At 71.3% G+C, this 19,117-nt stretch carries 15 protein-coding genes; 6 read left to right on the forward strand and 9 right to left on the reverse strand.

Annotated elements, in window-relative coordinates:
* Nucleotides 1–9: 9 nt before the first annotated feature.
* The gene (locus ACH4MY_RS06575; protein WP_397998407.1) at nt 10–1,290 is read left to right on the forward strand and encodes a trans-sulfuration enzyme family protein; all 1,281 of its coding nucleotides are present in this window, start codon (nt 10–12) and stop codon (nt 1,288–1,290) included.
* 39 nt (nt 1,291–1,329) lie between these two features.
* On the opposite strand, the gene ACH4MY_RS06580 is transcribed toward ACH4MY_RS06575, so the two are convergent.
* Nucleotides 1,330–1,821: an LURP-one-related/scramblase family protein gene (locus ACH4MY_RS06580; RefSeq protein WP_397998409.1), complete on the reverse strand. Its 492-nt coding sequence runs from the start codon at nt 1,819–1,821 to the stop codon at nt 1,330–1,332.
* A 143-nt stretch (nt 1,822–1,964) separates the two neighbouring features.
* On the opposite strand from ACH4MY_RS06580, the gene ACH4MY_RS06585 reads away from it, so the two are divergent.
* Nucleotides 1,965–3,779 (forward strand): NHL domain-containing thioredoxin family protein, encoded by a 1,815-nt coding sequence (locus ACH4MY_RS06585; RefSeq protein ID WP_397998412.1) that lies wholly within the window; start codon nt 1,965–1,967, stop codon nt 3,777–3,779.
* A gap of 80 nt (nt 3,780–3,859) precedes the next feature.
* On the opposite strand, the gene ACH4MY_RS06590 is transcribed toward ACH4MY_RS06585, so the two are convergent.
* From ACH4MY_RS06590 to ACH4MY_RS06615, 6 genes are all read right to left on the reverse strand, one after another.
* Nucleotides 3,860–4,204 carry a hypothetical protein gene (locus ACH4MY_RS06590; RefSeq protein WP_397998415.1) on the reverse strand — a complete coding sequence of 115 codons (345 nt, stop codon included), beginning with the start codon at nt 4,202–4,204 and terminating at the stop codon, nt 3,860–3,862.
* Between the two features lie 70 nt (nt 4,205–4,274).
* A complete protein-coding gene (locus tag ACH4MY_RS06595) occupies nt 4,275–5,582 on the reverse strand; it encodes a M18 family aminopeptidase (protein ID WP_397998418.1) in 1,308 nt (435 codons plus the stop codon).
* 173 nt (nt 5,583–5,755) lie between these two features.
* Nucleotides 5,756–7,594: an acyl-CoA dehydrogenase gene (locus ACH4MY_RS06600; RefSeq protein ID WP_397999370.1), complete on the reverse strand. Its 1,839-nt coding sequence runs from the start codon at nt 7,592–7,594 to the stop codon at nt 5,756–5,758.
* A 217-nt stretch (nt 7,595–7,811) separates the two neighbouring features.
* Nucleotides 7,812–8,384, reverse strand: a complete 573-nt coding sequence (locus ACH4MY_RS06605) for a hypothetical protein (protein WP_397998421.1) — start codon at nt 8,382–8,384, stop codon at nt 7,812–7,814.
* On the reverse strand, nt 8,384–10,168 hold the full coding sequence (locus ACH4MY_RS06610) for an alpha/beta hydrolase (protein WP_397998424.1): 1,785 nt from the start codon (nt 10,166–10,168) through the stop codon (nt 8,384–8,386). Before ACH4MY_RS06610 ends, ACH4MY_RS06605 begins: the two co-directional genes overlap by 1 nt.
* A gap of 5 nt (nt 10,169–10,173) precedes the next feature.
* On the reverse strand, nt 10,174–10,614 hold the full coding sequence (locus tag ACH4MY_RS06615; RefSeq protein WP_397998426.1) for a hypothetical protein: 441 nt from the start codon (nt 10,612–10,614) through the stop codon (nt 10,174–10,176).
* A 224-nt stretch (nt 10,615–10,838) separates the two neighbouring features.
* On the opposite strand from ACH4MY_RS06615, the gene ACH4MY_RS06620 reads away from it, so the two are divergent.
* The 3 genes from ACH4MY_RS06620 (at nt 10,839) to ACH4MY_RS06630 (ending at nt 13,793) form a co-directional block, all read left to right on the forward strand.
* A complete protein-coding gene (locus ACH4MY_RS06620) occupies nt 10,839–11,342 on the forward strand; it encodes an SseB family protein (protein ID WP_030321391.1) in 504 nt (167 codons plus the stop codon).
* Nucleotides 11,343–11,484: 142 nt separating this feature from the next.
* A complete protein-coding gene (locus tag ACH4MY_RS06625; RefSeq protein WP_397998429.1) occupies nt 11,485–12,447 on the forward strand; it encodes a pirin family protein in 963 nt (320 codons plus the stop codon).
* Between the two features lie 272 nt (nt 12,448–12,719).
* The gene (locus ACH4MY_RS06630; RefSeq protein WP_397998431.1) at nt 12,720–13,793 is read left to right on the forward strand and encodes an AI-2E family transporter; all 1,074 of its coding nucleotides are present in this window, start codon (nt 12,720–12,722) and stop codon (nt 13,791–13,793) included.
* Nucleotides 13,794–13,830: 37 nt separating this feature from the next.
* Here ACH4MY_RS06630 and ACH4MY_RS06635 read toward each other — a convergent pair whose 3' ends face one another.
* Together ACH4MY_RS06635 and ACH4MY_RS06640 are read right to left on the reverse strand one after the other, a co-directional pair.
* Nucleotides 13,831–14,643 (reverse strand): MBL fold metallo-hydrolase, encoded by an 813-nt coding sequence (locus tag ACH4MY_RS06635; protein ID WP_397998434.1) that lies wholly within the window; start codon nt 14,641–14,643, stop codon nt 13,831–13,833.
* Between the two features lie 279 nt (nt 14,644–14,922).
* Complete coding sequence (locus ACH4MY_RS06640) at nt 14,923–17,043, reverse strand: SpoIIE family protein phosphatase (protein ID WP_397998436.1); 2,121 nt, start codon at nt 17,041–17,043, stop codon at nt 14,923–14,925.
* Nucleotides 17,044–17,230: 187 nt separating this feature from the next.
* Between ACH4MY_RS06640 and aspS the strand changes: the two genes are divergently transcribed.
* Nucleotides 17,231–19,039 carry an aspartate--tRNA ligase gene (gene aspS / locus ACH4MY_RS06645; protein ID WP_397998439.1) on the forward strand — a complete coding sequence of 603 codons (1,809 nt, stop codon included), beginning with the start codon at nt 17,231–17,233 and terminating at the stop codon, nt 19,037–19,039.
* The last annotated feature ends 78 nt before the right edge of the window (nt 19,040–19,117 follow it).

Here is a 19,117-nt window from a genome sequence, read left to right on the forward strand (position 1 = left end):
ACTGTTTTCATGAGCCACGCCGACGCCGCTTCCCCCGCCGCCGCTTCCCCGGCCTCCCCCTCCCCCTCCCCCGCCCCCTCCCCCACTCCCACTCCCACTCCCACCCCCCGCCCCGAGACCCTCGCCGTGCACCCGCCCCATGTCGAGGTCGCGGGCAGCCGGCCCCTCGGTGTGCCCCTGCATCAGGGCCACGTCTTCGCCTTCGACTCGGCCGACGCCCTCGCCACCGCCTTCACCTCCGGGGACGCCTTCCTCTACAGCCGCCTCGGCAACCCCACCGTGCGCACCCTCGAGGACGCCGTCGCCCGTCTGGAGGGCGGCGTCGCCGCCGTCTCCTACGCCTCCGGCATGGGTGCCGTGAACGCCGTCCTCTTCGGCCTGCTCGGCAGCGGCGGCCACGTCATCGCCCAGACCTGTCTGTACGGGGGCACGTACGCGGTCCTCACCGACCTCGCCACCCGCTGGGGCGTCGACGTCACGTACGTCTCCGGCACCGACCCGGAGGAGGTGCGCGCGGCCCTGCGTCCCGAGACCCGGCTCCTCTACCTGGAGACCATCGCCAACCCGACCACCCGTGTCTCCGACCTGCCCGCGCTCGCGGCCGTCGCCGCCGAGGCCGGTGTCCCCGTCGCCGTCGACAACACCTTCGCCTCCCCGCTCCTCTGCCGGCCCCTCGACCACGGCGCCGACATCGTCGTCCACTCCGCCACCAAGTACCTGGCCGGGCACGCGGACGTCCTCGGCGGCGCCGCCGTCTTCAAGGACGACGAGCTGTACCGCCGTATCCGCCACCACTCCGTCGAACAGGGCGCGTCCACCGACCCGTTCGCCGCCTGGCTCACCCTGCGCGGCATGCAGACCCTGTCCCTGCGCATGGAGCGCCAGTGCGCGAGCGCCGCCGACCTGGCGGCCCGGCTCTCCGCCCACCCGGCCGTCGCGGCCGTGCGCCACCCCGCCCTGGCGAGCCACCCCGACCGGGAGATCGCCGCGCGGCTGCTGCCCCGTGGCGGCGGCGGGGTGGTCTCCGTCGACCTCGCGGGCGGCCGGGACGCGGGCCGTACCTTCGTGGAGGCGGTCCGGCTCGCCTCCCTCAGCGTCTCCCTCGGCGATGTGAAGACCCTGGTGATGCACCCGGCCTCCACCTCCCACCACCAGCTCGACGCGGAGGCGCTCGACGCGGCCGGGATCGGACCGGGCACGGTCCGGATCTCGGTCGGCATCGAGCACGTCGAGGACCTGTGGGCGGACCTGGAGCAGGCGCTGGAGCGGACGGCGGCGAAGGCCGTCTAGGTCCCCGGTCCGCCGGCGGGGCCCCGGGACCCGGCCGTGTCAGTCCTCCCGCTCGCGCTCGGACATCCGGATCACACACACCGCCACGGCCACGAGCAGCGCCGTGTCCGCGTCCTCACGGACCACGTTCACCGCGTATGTCTCGCGGACGTGGAACCACTGCCGGGAGATGTGGGCCAGGAGTTCCCCCTCGTACTCGACGGTGAACTCCCGGTCCAGGATCCGGCCGCTGACGTCCAGCTCCGTGCCCTCGACGAGCGTCACCCGGTAGTGGTTGCGCAGCAGTGAGAGCCGCTTGCGGCGGACGGTCGCGAGCGGTCTCTCGTCGCGCTCGATGGTCATCGTGTCCCGCAGGCTGAACATCTTCTGCCGCAGGGTGATCAGGACGTGCCCGTCGGGGTCCTTCAGCTCCAGGGTGTCGCGCAGCCGCATGGCCTTGCCGTCGACGAGGAAGGCGTGACGGCCCTGCTCGTCCTCGATCCAGTAGTCGTCGCCGATCGCGAAGATCTTGTCCCGTACGAGATATTTCATACGGGTATGGATGCCCGCGGGATCGGCGGATCTCACCCGTCTCGACCCCGACAGACCCCTGAGCGTTCCCCTAGGGCGGGGGACCGCCACCCCCGACGTACACGCGTGATCCGGCATTCACACCCGGATGGCAAGCTTGAAGCATGAACGATGCCGCCCCGGTGCCCACCCCCGCGCCCGCGCCCCGCCGTGCCCGTGTCCGTGCCCCCGAGCTGATCGGCAAGGGCGGCTGGCTCAACACGGGAGGAGACGAACTGACCCTCGCCGACCTGCGAGGCAAAGTCGTCGTCCTCGACTTCTGGACCTTCTGCTGTGTGAACTGCCTGCATGTCCTCGACGAGCTGCGCGACCTGGAGGAGAAGCACCGCGACACGCTCGTCATCGTCGGCGTGCACTCGCCGAAGTTCGTGCACGAGGCCGAGCACCAGGCCGTCGTCGACGCCGTCGAACGGTACGAGGTGCACCACCCCGTACTGGACGATCCGGAGCTCGCGACCTGGAAGCAGTACGCCGTGCGCGCGTGGCCGACGCTCGTCGTGATCGACCCCGAGGGGTATGTCGTCGCCCAGCACGCCGGTGAGGGCCACGCCAACGCCATCCGGACGCTCGTCGAGGAGCTGGAGGCCGAGCACGAGGCCAAGGGGACGCTGCGGCGCGGCGACGGGCCGTACGTGGCGCCCGAGCCCGTCGCCACCGATCTGCGGTTCCCCGGCAAGGCGATTCTGCTGCCGTCCGGGAACCTCCTGGTCTCCGACACCACCCGGCACCAGCTCGTCGAGCTCGCCGCCGACGGCGAGACCGTCGTGCGGCGGATCGGCGAGGGCGTCTTCCGCGAGCCCCAGGGCCTCGCGCGGCTGCCCGACGGCAGGATCGTCGTCGCCGACACCGTGAACCACGCCCTGCGCGTCCTCGACCCGGAGACCGGCGCGATCGAGCGCGTCGCCGGCACCGGGAAGCAGTGGTGGCAGGGATCTCCCACCTCCGGGCCCGCCCTGGACGTCGACCTGTCGTCGCCGTGGGACGTCGCCTGGTGGCAGGGCAAGGTGTGGATCGCCATGGCCGGTGTCCACCAGCTGTGGACGTACGACCCCGACAGCGGCACCGTCGAGGTCGCCGCCGGCACCACCAACGAGGGGCTCGTCGACGGCCCGGCCGCCGAGGCCTGGTTCGCGCAGCCGTCCGGGCTCGCCGCCACCGAGGACCGGCTGTGGATCGCCGACTCCGAGACCAGCGCCCTGCGCTGGGTCGAGCGGGACGGCGACGGATACGCCGTCCGCACCGCCGTCGGCACCGGCCTCTTCGACTTCGGCCACCGCGACGGCGCCGCCGGCCAGGCCCTGCTCCAGCACCCGCTGGGCGTGACAGCCCTGCCCGACGGCTCGGTCGCCGTCAGCGACACGTACAACCACGCCCTGCGCCGCTACGACCCCGCCACCGGTGAGGTCAGCACCCTCGCGACCGATCTGCGCGAGCCCAGCGACGCGGTCCTCGTCGACGGCGACATCGTGGTCGTCGAGTCCGCCCGGCACCGGCTGACCCGGCTGCGCCTGCCCGAGGAGGCCGTCCAGGTCGAGGCCGTCGCCCACCGCACCCGGCGCGAGGCCACCGAGGTCGCCCCCGGCCGGCTCCGGCTCGACATCGTCTTCCAGGCCCCGACGGGGCAGAAGCTGGACGAGCGGTACGGCCCCTCGACCCGGCTCCTGGTCTCCTCGACCCCGCCGGAGCTGCTGCTCGGCGGCGAGGGCACGGGCACGGACCTCTTCCGGGAGCTCGACCTGAACCCGGAGCTCACGGAGGGTGTCCTGCACGTCTCGGCGATGGCCGCGTCCTGCGACGACGACCCGGCCAACGAGTACCCGGCCTGCCACGTCCACCAGCAGGACTGGGGTGTGCCGGTGAAGATCACCGGGACGGGCGCGGCCCGCCTTCCCCTGATCCTCGCCGGGCTCGACGCCTAGCCCGACGCCCGGGGGGTGGCGTGCCGGTCACGCCGCTCCCCGATCCGGCCCGGTCGACAGGACACCCCCGGCGGCCGCGGTCAGCGGACTATTCCCTGGTTCCTGGACGGGCGCCCCGCGGCCCCGTCCAGGCAGCCGGCGACCCAGGCCGCCGGGTCGTGGACGGCCCGGTCGCCGCCCATCCCCTGCCGCTCCATGAGCGCGCACTCCCCGTCGAGCAGCGCCCTGGTCCGTGAGCCGTCCACGTCGTACCCGCGGATGCGGGAGGCCTGGACGAAGCCGCCCTCGTAGGCGATGTCCGTGCCCCACGGGGGCCGTTCGTCGAACGTGCCGACCAGAAACCCCGCCGCCGTCGTGGCGAGCACGACGGCGACGGTGAGACCTGCGGCGAACTTCCCCCGCGGGGGGCCCTCATGACGGTGCATGGGGCAAGGCTGCCCGGCGGGACCTTTCGCGGATGTTTCGCCGCGGCGGGACGCGGGCGCGCCTGCGGACTCAGCCCTCCAGGAAGGCGACCAGCGCGTTCGCGAGGAGGTAGGGGTCCTCGGCGCCGCAGAGTTCGCGGGCGCTGTGCATGGAGAGGATCGCGACGCCGATGTCGACGGTCTTGATGCCGTGGCGGGCGGCGGTGATCGGGCCGATCGTCGTGCCGCAGGGCATGTCGTTGTTGGAGACGAACGACTGCCAGGGCACGCCCGCCCGCTCGCAGGCGGCGGCGAAGACCGCGCGGCCGCTGCCGTCGGTGGCGTAGCGCTGGTTGACGTTCACCTTGAGGATCGGGCCGCCGTTGACGCGCGGGTGGTGCGTCGGGTCGTGGCGCTCCGCGTAGTTCGGGTGGACGGCGTGGCCGGTGTCCGAGGAGAGGCAGACGGTGCCGGCGAAGGCCCGCGCCCGGTCCTCGTAGGAGCCGCCGCGCGCGTACACCGAGCGCTCCAGGACGTTGCCGAGGAGGGGGCCCTGGGCGCCGGTGTCGGCCTCGGAGCCGTTCTCCTCGTGGTCGAAGGCGGCGAGGACCGGGATGTACGGGAGGTCCTCGCGGCCCGCGAGGGAGGCGAGGGCGGCGACGGCGGCGTGGACGGAGAGCAGGTTGTCCATGCGCGGGCCGGCCAGCAGCTCACGGTCGCGGCCCAGGTAGGCGGGCGCCTCGACGGCGTGGACCATCAGGTCCCAGCCGCTGACGTCCTCGGCGTCGACGCCGGCCTCGGCGGCGACGAAGGAGATCAGGTCGCCCTCGTGGACCTCGCCGATGCCCCAGACGGGCTGCATGTGGCGCTGGCGCTCCAGCTTGAGGCCGTCGTTGGCGCCCCGGTCGAGGTGGATGGCGAGCTGCGGGACGCGCAGCAGCGGCCGGTCCACGTTGACGAGGTGGTGGCTGCCGTCGCGGAGGGTGAGGCGGCCGGCGAGGCCGAGGTCGCGGTCGAGCCAGGTGTTGAGGAGGGTGCCGCCGTAGACCTCCACGGCGACCTGGCGCCAGCCCTGCGCGCCCATGTCGGGCTGCGGCTTGACGCGGAGGTTGGGGGAGTCGGTGTGGGCTCCGACGATGCGGTACGGGGTGTGGGCGGTGGCGCCTTCCGGCACGTACCAGGCGATGATCGCCCCGCCGCGGATCACGTACTTCCCGCCGCTCGTCCCGTCCCAGGACGCGGTCTCCTCGACCTGGCGGAAGCCGGCCTTCTCCAGCCGCTCGGCGGCGCTCGCGACCGCGTGGTACGGCGAGGGCGATGCCGTCAGGAAGGCCATGAGGTCGTCGGTGTGTCCGCGGTCGAAGGCGCCGGCGGTCGGACGGGAAGCTGCGCTGCTCATGGGGTCACCTTACGCAGGGACCGGAACGCGAAGTCGGGAGCCCGTACGGGGAGCGGGGCGGGGGCCCGGGGCGGACCGGGCCACTGGAGAAAGCAGGTACGGCCCGCCCCCCTCCCCGGGGACGGGCCGTACCGGCAGGACGAGAGGCGCCCGGGGGCGCCTTCGGGGCGTTCTTAGAACGCGGCCTCGTCCAGGTCCATCAGCGAGCCGTCGACGGCCTCGGCGAGGGCGCGCTCGGCGCTGACGCCGGGCAGGACGTTGGCGGCGAAGAACTTCGCGGCCGCGATCTTGCCCTGGTAGAAGGCCGCTTCCTTGGCGGACTTGGCGGCCGCGCCCGCGGCCAGCTTCTCGGCGGCGACGGCCGCACCGCGCAGCAGCAGGTAGCCGACGACGACGTCGCCGGAGGCGAGCAGCAGGCGGGTGGTGTTGAGGCCGACCTTGTAGATGTTCTTGACGTCCTCGCCGGTGGCGGTGAGGTCGGTGATCATCGTGCCGACGATGCTCTCCAGGTCGACGGCGGCCTTGGCGAGCGAGTCGCGGGCGCCGGCCAGGTCCTCGCCGCCGGTGCCGACGGCGAGGAACTTCTTGATCTCCTCGGAGAGGGCGTTCAGGGACGCGCCCTGGTCGCGGACGATCTTGCGGAAGAAGAAGTCCTGGCCCTGGATGGCCGTGGTGCCCTCGTAGAGGGTGTCGATCTTGGCGTCCCGGATGTACTGCTCGATCGGGTACTCCTGGAGGAAGCCGGAGCCGCCGAAGGTCTGGAGCGACTGCGCGAGCTGCTCGTAGCCCTTCTCGGAGCCGTATCCCTTGACGATCGGGAGCAGCAGGTCGTTCAGGCCGTGCAGCGCCTTGGCGTCCTCGCCGGCCGCTTCCTTGATCGCGATCTCGTCCTGCACGGAGGCCGTGTAGAGGACGAGGGAGCGCATGCCCTCGGCGTACGCCTTCTGCGTCATGAGCGAGCGGCGGACGTCGGGGTGGTGCGTGATGGTGACCTTGGGGGCGGCCTTGTCCATGAAGTTGGCCAGGTCGGTGCCCTGGACGCGCTCCTTGGCGTACTCCAGGGCGTTGAGGTAGCCCGTGGAGAGGGTGGAGATCGCCTTCGTGCCGACCATCATGCGGGCGAACTCGATGATGAGGAACATCTGGCGGATGCCGTCGTGCTTGTCGCCGATGAGCCAGCCCTTGGCGGGGTGACGGTCGCCGAAGGTCATCTCGCACGTGTTGGAGGCCTTGAGGCCCATCTTGTGCTCGACGTTGGTGGCGTAGACGCCGTTGCGCTCGCCCAGCTCGCCGGTCTCCCAGTCGAACTCGTACTTCGGGACGAGGAAGAGGGAGAGGCCCTTGGTGCCGGGGCCGGCACCCTCGGGGCGGGCGAGGACGTAGTGGAGGATGTTCTCCTCCATGTCGTGCTCACCGGACGTGATGAAGCGCTTCACGCCCTCGATGTGCCAGGAGCCGTCCTCCTGCTGGGTGGCCTTGGTGCGGCCGGCGCCGACGTCCGAGCCCGCGTCGGGCTCGGTGAGCACCATGGTGGAGCCCCAGCGCTTCTCGACGGCGATCTGCGCGGCCTTCTTCTGCGCCTCGTTGCCCTCGGTGTAGAGGATGCCGGCGAAGGCCGGGCCGGAGCAGTACATCCAGATGGCCGGGTTCGAGCCGAGGAGCAGCTCCGCGTACGCCCAGATCAGGGAGCGCGGGGAGACGGTGCCGCCGATCTCCTCGGGGATGCCGAGGCGCCAGTACTCGGACTCCATGAAGGCGTTGTACGACTTCTTGAAGGTGGCCGGCACGGGGGCGGTGTTGGTCTCCGGGTCGAAGACCGGCGGGTTGCGGTCGGCGTCGGCGAAGGACTCCGCGAGCTCGTTCTCGGCGAGGCGGCGGATCTCGTCGAGGATGCTCTTGGCGGTCTCGACGTCCATCTCCTCGAACGGCCCGGTGCCGTACACCTTGTCGCGGCCGAGAACCTCGAAGAGGTTGAACTCGATGTCGCGGAGATTCGACTTGTAGTGCCCCATGGCGACGGCTCCGTAAGGCTCGGGGAGGCGGATGTCCTGGTACGCGAGCGTGGCCGTGCTCGTACCGCTCGTACTACCGGTGAGTAGCCCACGCTTCTCTACGATGATGCTACCCACGGGTAATAAGAGCAACCCCTTTCCGGCCATCTGTGACACGAGCCGCAGGAAAAGGGCCCGGAGCATATGCCCCGGGCCCCTCTCACAGACGGTGAGCCGCTCAGTACAGACCCTTCAGGTCCGTCCCCTCGGGGGCCCGGAAGCAGCCGGAGACGAGGCTCACGTGGATGAGGTTCTTCTTCTTCGGGTCCGTGCTGCCGACCCACAGCTCGGCGTTGACGGCGAAGTGCTCCTTCTCGGACTCCGCGAGCAGCGCCAGGCTCTTGGCCTTGCTGTTGTTCGGGCCGTACGAGACGACCTTCCAGCCCTTGGCGGGCAGCGCCTGCCGCAGCCGCTCGAAGCCCTCCTTCAGCTCCTCCTCCGAGACGCCGTACACCGACCAGGGGTGACGGATCTTGAAGAGGTGCTCACGGTCCTCCGGGCAGGTGGAGGCGCCCGGGCCGATCGGGGTGGACGTGGCGCCGGGCAGACCGATCATGTCGAAGATCTCGCTGGAGACCTCCTTCGTCCGCGTCTTGGCATCCGGCACATCGAGCGTCGTGGGGGTGTAGCCCAGGTCGTCGGCGCCGCCGTCGTCGTTCATGGAGCATCCCGTCGCGAGGGTGGTGAGGCACAGGAGGAGGGCGCCGAGCGCCGCCCCGCGGACTCTGGTGGAGTGGTTGCCGGTGGTCATCAGTCGTCCTCGTTCACCTTGTCGTACTCACCGATCACGACCTTCGCCTGGTTCGAGAGACTCTCCGAGTCCTTCTCCCAGTAGTCGGTGTGGCCGCTCGTGTCCACGTCCATCCGGTGCGCCCCGAACAGCTCGTCCGACGGCACGGTCTGCACGTATCCGGCGTTGAACGGGACACCGTTCCAGGTCTCGACGCCCCATGTGTAGCCGCCGAGCCCGGCGAGCTTGCCGCCCGCCGGCACCACGTCGCTCGTCGCCGCCTCGGACCAGACGTGGTCCTTGCCGACGTCGAGGTCCTCGGCCCGGCCGGTGAGCATGCCGGGGCTGCCGACTGCGATGATGTCGTCGGCGGCCAGATCGCCCTTGTTGGAGGCGTCGCCGACGACCGTCGAGCCGTAGCTGTGCCCGATGATCGTGGTGTGGCTGTTGTCGGGGCCGCCCTGCGCCGTCTCCAGGCCGTCCATGAACCGGAGCAGCTTGGGGGAGCCGTCGTACGCGTAGTCCTTCTGCGTGGCGTCGGTCGCGATGGACTGCGGGGCCTCGTAGCCGAACCAGGTGATGGTCGAGACGTTCGAACCCGGTGACAGGGACTGCGTCTCCCGCCACATGTCGGTCATCCGGCTGATGTCCTCGTCGAAGTCCTTCAGGTTCGTCGTCGTGCCCGGCACGTAGACCGCCGTGTGGTCGGCGGTGTCGGGGTTGCCGTTGGCGATGATCGCCCGCCCGATGCCCTCCTTGTCGTAGCCGAGGAGGTACGCCTCCGGGAGGCCCCCCTCGCCGGTGGCGTCGAAGCGGGCCTGGATCGAGTCGCTGCCCTTGAGCTGATCCTTCAGCCGCTCCTGGTCCTTCTGCCACTGCTTGTACTCGGGGCTGAGGACCGCGGCCGGGTAACTGCCGTTCGGGTTCGGGATGTACTGGTTCGGCGCGGGCCTGTTCAGGTCCGTCTGGATCTGCGCCCGGTTCTCGGCGAAGACCATCCGGTTGGCGTCGTCGCGGACCGTGGACGGGATGCCGTCCAGGGCGCCGACCGAGGCCGGGTAGAGCGTGGCGTACTCGTCACGCTGCTCCTGGCTGAGGCCGTTCCACCAGTCGGCGTTCTCCTTGGCGGACCCGCCGTGCGGGATCTTGTCGTCGTCGGCGTACTTCCCGGCGGCCTGCTGGAGCGCCTTGGTGTCGGCGGCGGCGTCGACGAGGTCCTCGGCGCTGACCTCCAGACCGGGATCGGCCTTGAGCCTGCGCAGGGCGGAGGCGTACCGGCTGTCGATCTCGTCGGCCTCGCGGACGGCGTCGCCGATGCGCTCCGCGATGTCCTCGGCCTTGCCCTTGTTGGCGTCGGCGCTGCCGACCCCCTCGCCCTTGCCGGGCGCGAGCGGGACGGGGGCGCCGTGCTCGGCGGTGTTGGTGCCGGGCGAGAGGACGAGGGAATCCGTCGGGTACTCGACCGAGCCGTCGGGCTTCACGGTGAACCTGAGGTTCTCCGCGTCCTCCAGCGCCTGCTTCAACTTCTTCTGCGGGGCCGCGAGTTCGGTGGCGAGGCCGTTGAGCGCCGTGCGGATCAGCCCGCACTCGGTGTGCAGATACTGGTAGTTGCGGGAGAGCTGCTGGACGTCGCCGCCCGCCTTCGTGGCGGTCTCGCCCTTCTGCGTGCCGTGGATCTTGGCGAACATGCCGTTTTCCGCACGGTCCTTGTCCGAGTTGGCACGGGAGCTGACCTTGCCCCAGCCGTCGGCGGCGTCCGAGTACTCGTCGAGCTTCACATCGCGCAGTTGCTGCCAGGTGGGCACGGGGCTCAGCCTTCCTTCCGCGCGGGAGCCGGCGCCTCGGCGGCGATCTTCCGCTGCGTGGCGGCCTCGCGCTCGCCGAAGTCGCGGCCCGCGCTCTTCAGGGCGCCCTCCAGGCGGCCGCACTCGTCGCGTACGGCGGTGAGGCGGGCCTTCCAGGTGCCGAGGATCTCGGTGAGGGCGCCCGAGGAGGCGAAACCGGTGGTGCCGCCGCTGACGCCCTCGTTCGCGGTGTCGAGGTCCGTGAGCGAGGCGGCGGTGGAGGTGCGCAGCTCACCGGCGGTGTTGCCGGCCTCGTGCCACGGCCCCGTGTCGGCCTTCAGATCCGCGTTCCCGCCGCCTCCTCCGCCGGAGTCGGGCGCGGGTACTCCCGCCAGGGTCATCGTCGCGGGCTGTCCTGGCGGTGCGGTCCCGCCGAACAGCTCTTCCCAAGTGGCGTTCAGCGCCATCTTCTACCCCCGTGGCAGCCGGAAATTGCTCACGCGAACCTAGCAAGAGACCGTGGCCGCACGAAAACGCGTGCGAAGGGCGTGAAGGGCCGCGAGCGGTGGGTGGGGCGGGTTTGCGATCGGTGGGCACGGAGGGTTTGCGGTGGGTTCGCGGTGGGCCGGTGCCGGGCGGGAACGGGCCACGGGCCGTGCTGCGACCGGGCGGGGCTCGATAGGCTGGCCCCATGTACGGCTACGAGCAGAATCCGGGTGCCCAGCAGCAGTACGCCCCGCCGCAGCAGGGCGGGATGCAGGCCGGCATGCAGGGCGGGATGCAGGGAGGCATGCAGGGCGGGTACGGGCAGCAGCCCCCGCTCTACCCGGAGCCCTCGCCGCCCTCCCTCGCCGACGCCGTACGCGCCTTCACGACCGGCACCCTCGCGCCCGAGGACTTCCAGCAGATCTTCGCGACCTCCAAGGTCTACTGCCCGCGCGGTGACAACCCCGGTTTCCTGGCGCTGCACAACACCCAGCAGCCGGTCATCCCGATGTTCACCTCGCTCAAGGAGCTGCGGCGGTACGCGGGCAAGGAGTCGAAGTACTTCGTGATCACCGGCGCCGAGGTGATCGACCTGCTGCCGACCGGGTACGGCTTCGTCCTCGACATGGAGGGCGACCACCGGATGGTCTTCGACGCGAAGGCCGTGGAGCAGATGGTCGACTTCGCGATGCGGCGGATGTACGGCTGACGCGGGCTGGATGCGTACGGCTGGATACGTACCGCTGGAGACGTGGGGATACGCCCGGGAGGAATTCCTCCCGGGCGTTCCGTGTTCCGGGTGGCAGGAAGTTCATCGTTCAACTAAACTGGTCGCACAAGGAGGCCCCACCATGCCCGCTGTGACTGTCGAGAACCCGCTCACCCTGCCGCGCGTCGCCGCCCCCGCCGACGCCGTCTCCCGCCCCGTCCTGGCCGTGACCACGGCGCCCTCGGGCTTCGAGGGCGAGGGCTTCCCGGTGCGCCGCGCGTTCGCCGGGATCAACTACCAGTACCTCGACCCGTTCATCATGATGGACCAGATGGGTGAGGTGGAGTACGCCCCCGGAGAGCCCAAGGGCACGCCCTGGCACCCCCACCGCGGCTTCGAGACCGTCACCTACATCATCGACGGCGTCTTCGACCACCAGGACTCCAACGGCGGCGGCGGCACCATCACCAACGGTGACACTCAATGGATGACCGCCGGAGCGGGTCTGCTTCACATCGAGGCGCCGCCGGAGTCCCTCGTCGTCAGCGGAGGCCTCTTCCACGGCCTCCAGCTCTGGGTGAACCTGCCCGCCGCCGACAAGATGATGGCCCCCCGCTACCAGGACATCCGCGGCGGCCAGGTCCAGCTGCTCACCTCCCCCGACGGCGGCGCGCTGCTCCGTGTCATCGCCGGCGAGCTGGACGGCAACGACGGGCCGGGCATCACCCACACCCCGATCACCATGATCCACGCGACCCTGCGGCCCGGCGCCGAGATCAGCCTGCCGTGGCGCGAGGACTTCAACGGCCTCGCGTACGTCATGGCCGGACGCGGCACCGTCGGCGCGGAGCGGCGCCCCGTGCACACGGGCCAGACCGCCGTCTTCGGCAAGGGCGGCGCGCTGACCGTCCGCGCCGACGAGAAGCAGGACGGGAACACCCCGGACCTGGAGGTCGTGCTCCTCGGCGGGCAGCCGATCCGTGAGCCGATGGCCCACTACGGCCCGTTCGTCATGAACACCCAGGCCGAACTCCGCCAGGCCTTCGAGGACTTCCAGGCGGGCCGGCTCGGGACGATCCCGGCGGTTCACGGGATGGGCGAGTAGAAGCCGAGACGGCCGCGACCGCCGAGCGGCGGGCGTAGCCGACGAGCGGTGGGCCTGGCCGACGAGCGAGAGGCGTGGCCGCCGAGCGGCGGGCGTAGCCGTGTGGGGCCGGACCGGGGTCCGGCCCCACACGCGTGCGTGCCTCGCTCCCCGTGTCCACGCGCGCGCGTGCCCTCCCGGCGTACGGCGGCCTTCCCCGCCGCTGACACCCCGTCACCCGTACGGCCCGGCAGCGCGCGACGACACGCCGAAGGGCGTGATCCGGTGGTCGGGTGCAGACGTCGCCGCCGCTCCTTCCCGAACCCGCCCGCCGGGTCGGCGCCTGGTGCGTCGTCCTGCTCCTCGCCGCGGGGGTCGCCGCCCTCGGCATCTGGCTGTGCGTCGTCTTCGAGACGGTCGTCACCCCCGTCCTCCTCGCGATCCTCGGCACCGCCCTCCTCGGGCCCCTCTACCGGCGCCTGCTCCGGATGAAGGTCCGGAAGTCGTTCGCCGCCGCGCTCACCGTCGTCGCCGTCCTCGCGGTCGTCGGCGGAGCCACGTACATCGTCGTCGCCGCGCTCTTCGAGACCGGCGACCAGATCGTCGCCTCGCTCCGCCAGGCCGCCACCGACATCGCCGAGCACCTCGGCCCGGCCGGGACCTCCCTCGACGACCTCGCCAAGAACGCCGAGGGCCTCCTGAAGCAGTTCGGCGGAACCGCCGCATCCGGCGTCCTCACGGGCATCAGCGTCGTCGGCGGGATGCTCGCCACCGCCGCCCTCTCCCTCGTGCTGATCTTCTTCTTCCTGAGGGACTCGGACCGGGCCGCCGGGGCCCTGCGCGCCCTCGCTCCCCGCGCCACCGGCGACCTCGTCGAAGCCATGGCCCGCCGTGCGTTCGAGGCCGTCGAGGGCTTCATGCGGGGAACGACCTTCGTCGCCCTCGTCGACGCCGTCCTCATCGGCCTCGGGCTGGTCGTCTTCGACGTACCCGGCGCGGTGGGGCTCGCCGCGCTCGTCTTCGTGACCGCCTACATCCCGTACCTCGGCGCCTTCCTCTCCGGCGCGGTCGCCGTCCTCGTCGCGCTCGCCGACCGGGGTTTCGCCATCGCGCTGTGGGTGCTCGCCGTCGTCCTGGCCGTCCAGATGATCGAGGGCTATGTGCTCCAGCCGATGGTGCAGAGCCGCACCGTGCAGATGCACCCGGCCGCGGTGATGCTGGCGATCACGGCAGGGGCGTCCGTCGCGGGCATCCTGGGGATGCTGCTCGCCGTACCGCTGACGGCGGCGGCGACGGGCGTCCTCGGCGTGCTGCGGACCCGGTACGGGGCTCCCGCGCCCCCGGCGCCGGACGGGGAACCGTCCTAGGCGCCACAAGGCTCACAGAGCACGGGAAACAGGGGGCTCAGGCCTGGAGCGCACCCGGCTCGAAGGAGGCCAGGAGCTGTTCCAGGGCCGCCTGGTCGGGCCCGACGAAGGGGTCGGAGTCCGGGACCATCGCGATCGTCTCGACCATCCGGTCCAGCATCCGTACGGCCGGCGGCAGATGCGTGCACAGCACGATCTCCGGGTCCATCTCCTGTATCGGCTCGATCGTCGCCCGGTACTTCTCCGGGTCCACGAGGTGCGCCCAGGGGCTGTCGATCGTCGCCCACATCAGCTGGGCCTGCCGCAGGTCCTCCGGCTTGAGGTCGCTCGCGTGCCCGCTCTCCGCGACCTCGGCGCTCGGCATGGGTCCGCCGAAACAGTCGGAGGTGAAGCAGATGCGGGTCCGGTCGTCGTAGAAGCCGACGGTGGCGGGGTTGTCGAAGAGCGGCGGCCGGAAGGCCCGCAGGGAGCGGTCGCCGACGTCCAGCGACTGGCCGGGGTTGAGGAAGTACACCCGGTCCATGGGCAGCGGACGTTCGGTGGTCATCTCGCCGGCGCCCAGGAACGTCGTGACCACGCGCGCGTGCGGCGCGGCGTCGAGGAGGGCGAAGATTCCGCCGGTGTGGTCCCGGTCGGGGTGGGTGAGCCAGATCCAGCGCACATCGGCCGGGTCGATCACCTCGCCGAGCGTCGCGACGAAGTCCCGGTCGGGGAGGGAGACGCCGGTGTCGACGACGACGGGTTCCGTGGCGGTGACGACATACGCGTTGATGGGCAGATGCCCGATGCCCGGCACTTCGAGGCTGTCGGCCAGCACGGTGGTGTCGCTGCCGACCTTGTGGGTGTCCATGGCATGCTCCGTGATCCCCCCGGCGTGGGTCCCCCAGGCGGGCGTACGACACCAGTCTGCGCCGTACGAGGGGGCGGCGCGCGCGGAGTCGGCCCGGCGACGCCGTACGTGGGGGCGGCGCGCGGAACCCGTCCGCCACGAGGGGCCGAGCCCGCCGGGGAGCCGAGCCTGCCGGGGAGTCCAGCCTGCCGGGGAGCCGAGCCTGCCGGGGAGTCCAGCCCACCGGAGAGCCGAGCCCGCCGGGGAGTCGAGCCCGCCGGAGAGCCCAGCCCGCCCGGGCTACCCGCAGCAGCCCTTCCCCGAGTCCGGTTCGTTCAGCTCGAACCAGATCGCCTTGCCCTCGCCGCGCGGGTCGACGCCCCACGCGTCCGCCAGCATCTCCATCAGCACCAGACCGCGGCCGCTCGACGCCATCTCGCCCGGGTGGCGCTTGTGCGGCAGTTCGTCGCTCGTGTCGGAGACCTCGACGCGCAGCCGCCGGGTCTTCTCGCCGCAGGCGACCTCGGCGACCAGGAGCGCGTCGCCGTCCGTGTGGACGAGGACGTTCGTGACCATCTCGGAGACCATCAGGACCGCCGAGTCCAGCTGGTCCTCGTCCTCCCAGTCGTGCAGCAGCTGCCGCATCTGCTCGCGCGCCTCGGCGATCCGTTCCGGTTCGGCCTGGGCGATGGTCATCAGGGTGCGCCGCGGGGCCTCAGGCAGCGTGCCGGCGGGCCGGCGGGAGAGCAGCAGGACGGCGATGTCGTCCTCGCGGCGGTCGGCGAGCGGTCCGGTCGTGTGGTGGGAGCCGGGGCCGTGCACGGCCTCCACGAGGATGTCGGCGAGCTCCTCCAGGTCCTTGCCGTCGTGGGACTCCAAGAGCTCCCTGACGCGCTCCCAGCCGGTGTCGAGGTCGTGCCCGCCGGTCTCCAGGAGGCCGTCGGTGCAGATCATCAGGGTCTCGCCGGGTTCCAGGGTCAGCCGGGTGGTGGGGTAGTCGGTGTCGGGGTCGATGCCGAGCGGCAGACCGCCCGCGGTGGGCCGGAGGAGAACCGTTCCGTCGTTCATCCGTACCGCCGGGTCCGGGTGCCCCGCCCGCGCGATGTCCACCGTCCCCGTCTCCAGGTCGACCTCCAGGTAGAGGCAGGTCGCGAAACGCGGACCCGCCTCGCCCTCCCCGTCGTCGCCGTCGGTGATCCCGTACAGGAAGCGCGAGGCGCGGGAGAGGACGGCGTCCGGCCGGTGGCCCTCGGAGGCGTACGCGCGCAGGGCGATCCGCAGCTGCCCCATCAGGCCGGCCGCCCGGACGTCGTGGCCCTGGACGTCGCCGATGACGAGGGCGATACGGCCCGCGCCCCGCCCGCCCGCGCGGGAGCTGCCACCGGGCAGCCGGATCATGTCGTACCAGTCGCCGCCGACCTGGAGACCGCCGCCGGTGGGCACGTACCGGGCGGCGACCCGGATCCCGGGGATGCCGGGCCCGAGGACCGGCATCATCGTCCGCTGGAGTCCCAGGGACAGCTCCCGCTCGGACTCGGCCACGCCCGCGCGTGCCAGGGCCTGCGCGAGCATCCGGGCCACCGTCGTCAGCACCGAACGCTCGTCTGGCGTGAAGGCCACCGGGTGCTTGAAGGCCGCCATCCAGGCCCCCATCGTGCGGCCGGCGACGATCAGTGGCACGAAGGCCCAGGAACGGCGCCCGAAGCGCTGCGCGAGCGGCCAGGTCATGGGAAAACGGCGCAGGTACTCGTCGGGGCTCGGCAGATAGATCGCCCGGCCCGTCCGGGCGACCTCCGCCGCCGGATAGTCGGTGTCCAGGGACATCGAGGAGAACGGCCCCTCGTCGCCCTCGCTGTGCCCGTGGTGGCCGATGACCGTCAGCCGGTCGCCCGCCACCCCGAAGACCGCGAGCCCGTCCGGCGAGAACCCCGGCATCGACAGCGAGGCCGCCACCCGCAGCACCTCGGCCGTCGACCGGGCCTCCGCGAGCGCCCGCCCCGCGTCCAGCAGGAAGGCCTCGCGGGAACGGCGCCAGTCACCGGTGACGGGGGTCCGTGCGGCGGTCCCCGGCTGCTGCTCGGCGACCTCCTGGAGGGTGCCGACCAGCTGGTAGTCGTTCCCCCGGATGAGCGGCTTCGACCTGCTCCGTACCGTACGGATCACCCGGCCCTGCCCGTCCATGATCCGCAGCCGCGCCTCGGCGAGAGTCCCCTCGGCGACGGCGAGGTTGACGACCCCGTCGATCTCGTTCCAGTCGACCGGGTGAAAACGCGATCGCACCGCCGCCTCGGTGAGCCGGACGGCCTCCGCGGGCAGCCCGAGCAGCCGGGCGGCCTCGGCGTCGAGCGAGACGGTCCCGGACGCGTTGTCCCAGCGCCACAGGCCGGTCGCGATCGCGGCCAGGACGTCCTCGGTGCGCATTGCCCCACTTTATGAATATCGGACACCAGGTCGCATCCGAGAGTATTCGAAAAGCGATCTTGGCCCGGCCGGTACGCTGGGTGGGTCTGCCCGCGTGTTCTGTGACATGCGTGACTCCGTTCCCGGGGTTCCGCGCGCACGGACCGCGGCGACCTACCCCAAGATCCCGAAGACTGGATGAACGACGATGCATCGGTACAGGTCCCACACCTGCGGCGAGCTCCGCGCCTCTGACGTCGGCACCGACGTCCGGCTGAGCGGCTGGCTGCACAATCGGCGCGACCTGGGCGGCATCCTCTTCATCGATCTGCGCGACCACTACGGCATCACGCAGCTCGTCGCCCGGCCCGGCACCGCCGCCGCCGAAGTCCTCGACAAGCTGACGAAGGAGACCGTCGTCCGCGTCGACGGCAAGGTCGTCTCGCGTGGCGCGGACAACGTCAACCCGGAGCTCGGCACCGGCGAGATCGAGATCGAGGCCGCCACGGTCGAGGTCCTGGGCGCCGCGAAGCAGATCCCCTTCACCATCAACGCCGACGACGGCGTGAACGAGGAGCGGCGCCTGGAGTACCGCTTCCTCGACCTGCGCCGCGAGCGCATGCACCGCAACATCATGCTGCGCTCCGCCGTCATCGCCGCCATCCGCTCCAAGATGGTGGCCCTCGGCTTCAACGAGATGGCGACCCCGATCCTCGCCGCGACCTCCCCCGAGGGCGCCCGCGACTTCGTCGTCCCGTCCCGTCTGAACCCGGGCAAGTTCTACGCGCTGCCGCAGGCGCCCCAGCAGTTCAAGCAGCTGCTGATGATCTCCGGCTTCGACCGCTACTTCCAGATCGCGCCCTGCTTCCGCGACGAGGACGCCCGCGCCGACCGCTCGCCGGGCGAGTTCTACCAGCTCGACGTCGAGATGAGCTTCGTCGAGCAGGAGGACGTCTTCCAGCCGATCGAGAAGCTCATGACCGAGCTCTTCGAGGAGTTCGGCGGCGGCCGCCACGTCACCTCGCCGTTCCCGCGGATCCCGTTCCGCGAGTCGATGCTCAAGTACGGCAACGACAAGCCCGACCTGCGCACCGCGCTGGAACTCGTCGACATCTCGGACGTCTTCGAGGCCTCGGAGTTCAAGGCCTTCGCCGGCAAGCACGTCCGCGCGCTCGCCGTCCCGAACACCGGCGACCAGCCGCGCAAGTTCTTCGACCAGCTCGGCGACTTCGCCGTCTCCCTCGGCGCCAAGGGCCTGGCCTGGGTCCGCGTCGGCGAGGGCAACGCCCTCACCGGCCCGATCGCCAAGTTCCTCACCGAGGAGAACGTCAAGGTCCTCACCGAGCGCCTCGGCCTGGAGCCCGGCCACGCGATCTTCTTCGGCGCGGGCGAGTTCGACGAGGTCTCCAAGATCATGGGCCCGGTCCGGGTCGAGGCCGCCAAGCGCGCCGGCCAGTTCGAGGAGAACGTCTTCCGCTTCGCGTGGATCGTGGACTTCCCGATGTACGAGAAGGACGAGGAGACCGGCAAGATCGACTTCTCGCACAACCCGTTCTCGATGCCGCAGGGCGGCCTTGAGGCCCTGGAGACCCAGGACCCGCTGGACGTCCTCGGCTGGCAGTACGACATCGTCTGCAACGGCATCGAGCTCTCCTCCGGCGCGATCCGGAACCACGAGCCCGAGATCATGTTCAAGGCCTTCGAGATCGCGGGCTACTCGCGCGAGACGGTCGAGCACGAGTTCGCGGGCATGCTCCGCGCCTTCGAGTACGGCGCCCCGCCGCACGGCGGCATCGCCCCCGGCGTCGACCGCATCGTGATGCTCCTCGCGGACGAGCCGAACATCCGCGAGACCATCGCCTTCCCGCTCAACGGCAACGCCCAGGACCTCCTGATGGGCGCCCCGACCGAGCTGGACGAGTCCCGCCTGCGCGAGCTGAACATCCAGCTCCGCAAGCCGGTCGAGAAGAAGACGGTCGACATCACGGACGCGGTCCACCCGGACGCGGCGCGGTAGTCCCTCGCCCTGAGCGACGAAGGGCCCGGAATCCACTCGGATTCCGGGCCGTTTCGCGTTGCGACTGCCAGCAGCCTC

It is taken from the genome of Streptomyces sp. NPDC017246 (assembly GCF_044331325.1).
Taxonomy (GTDB): Bacteria; Actinomycetota; Actinomycetes; order Streptomycetales; family Streptomycetaceae; genus Streptomyces.

Bases quoted from the DNA above. Each gene is read 5' to 3' on its own strand.
- ACH4MY_RS06575 (WP_397998407.1), top strand. From the start codon at position 10: ATGAGCCACGCCGACGCCGCTTCCCCCGCCGCCGCTTCCCCGGCCTCC.
- ACH4MY_RS06580 (WP_397998409.1), bottom strand. From the start codon at position 1,821: ATGAAATATCTCGTACGGGACAAGATCTTCGCGATCGGCGACGACTAC.
- ACH4MY_RS06585 (WP_397998412.1), top strand. From the start codon at position 1,965: ATGAACGATGCCGCCCCGGTGCCCACCCCCGCGCCCGCGCCCCGCCGT.
- ACH4MY_RS06590 (WP_397998415.1), bottom strand. From the start codon at position 4,204: ATGCACCGTCATGAGGGCCCCCCGCGGGGGAAGTTCGCCGCAGGTCTC.
- ACH4MY_RS06595 (WP_397998418.1), bottom strand. From the start codon at position 5,582: ATGAGCAGCGCAGCTTCCCGTCCGACCGCCGGCGCCTTCGACCGCGGA.
- ACH4MY_RS06600 (WP_397999370.1), bottom strand. From the start codon at position 7,594: ATGGGGCACTACAAGTCGAATCTCCGCGACATCGAGTTCAACCTCTTC.
- ACH4MY_RS06605 (WP_397998421.1), bottom strand. From the start codon at position 8,384: ATGACCACCGGCAACCACTCCACCAGAGTCCGCGGGGCGGCGCTCGGC.
- ACH4MY_RS06615 (WP_397998426.1), bottom strand. From the start codon at position 10,614: ATGGCGCTGAACGCCACTTGGGAAGAGCTGTTCGGCGGGACCGCACCG.
- ACH4MY_RS06620 (WP_030321391.1), top strand. From the start codon at position 10,839: ATGTACGGCTACGAGCAGAATCCGGGTGCCCAGCAGCAGTACGCCCCG.
- ACH4MY_RS06625 (WP_397998429.1), top strand. From the start codon at position 11,485: ATGCCCGCTGTGACTGTCGAGAACCCGCTCACCCTGCCGCGCGTCGCC.
- ACH4MY_RS06635 (WP_397998434.1), bottom strand. From the start codon at position 14,643: ATGGACACCCACAAGGTCGGCAGCGACACCACCGTGCTGGCCGACAGC.
- ACH4MY_RS06640 (WP_397998436.1), bottom strand. From the start codon at position 17,043: ATGCGCACCGAGGACGTCCTGGCCGCGATCGCGACCGGCCTGTGGCGC.
- aspS (WP_397998439.1), top strand. From the start codon at position 17,231: ATGCATCGGTACAGGTCCCACACCTGCGGCGAGCTCCGCGCCTCTGAC.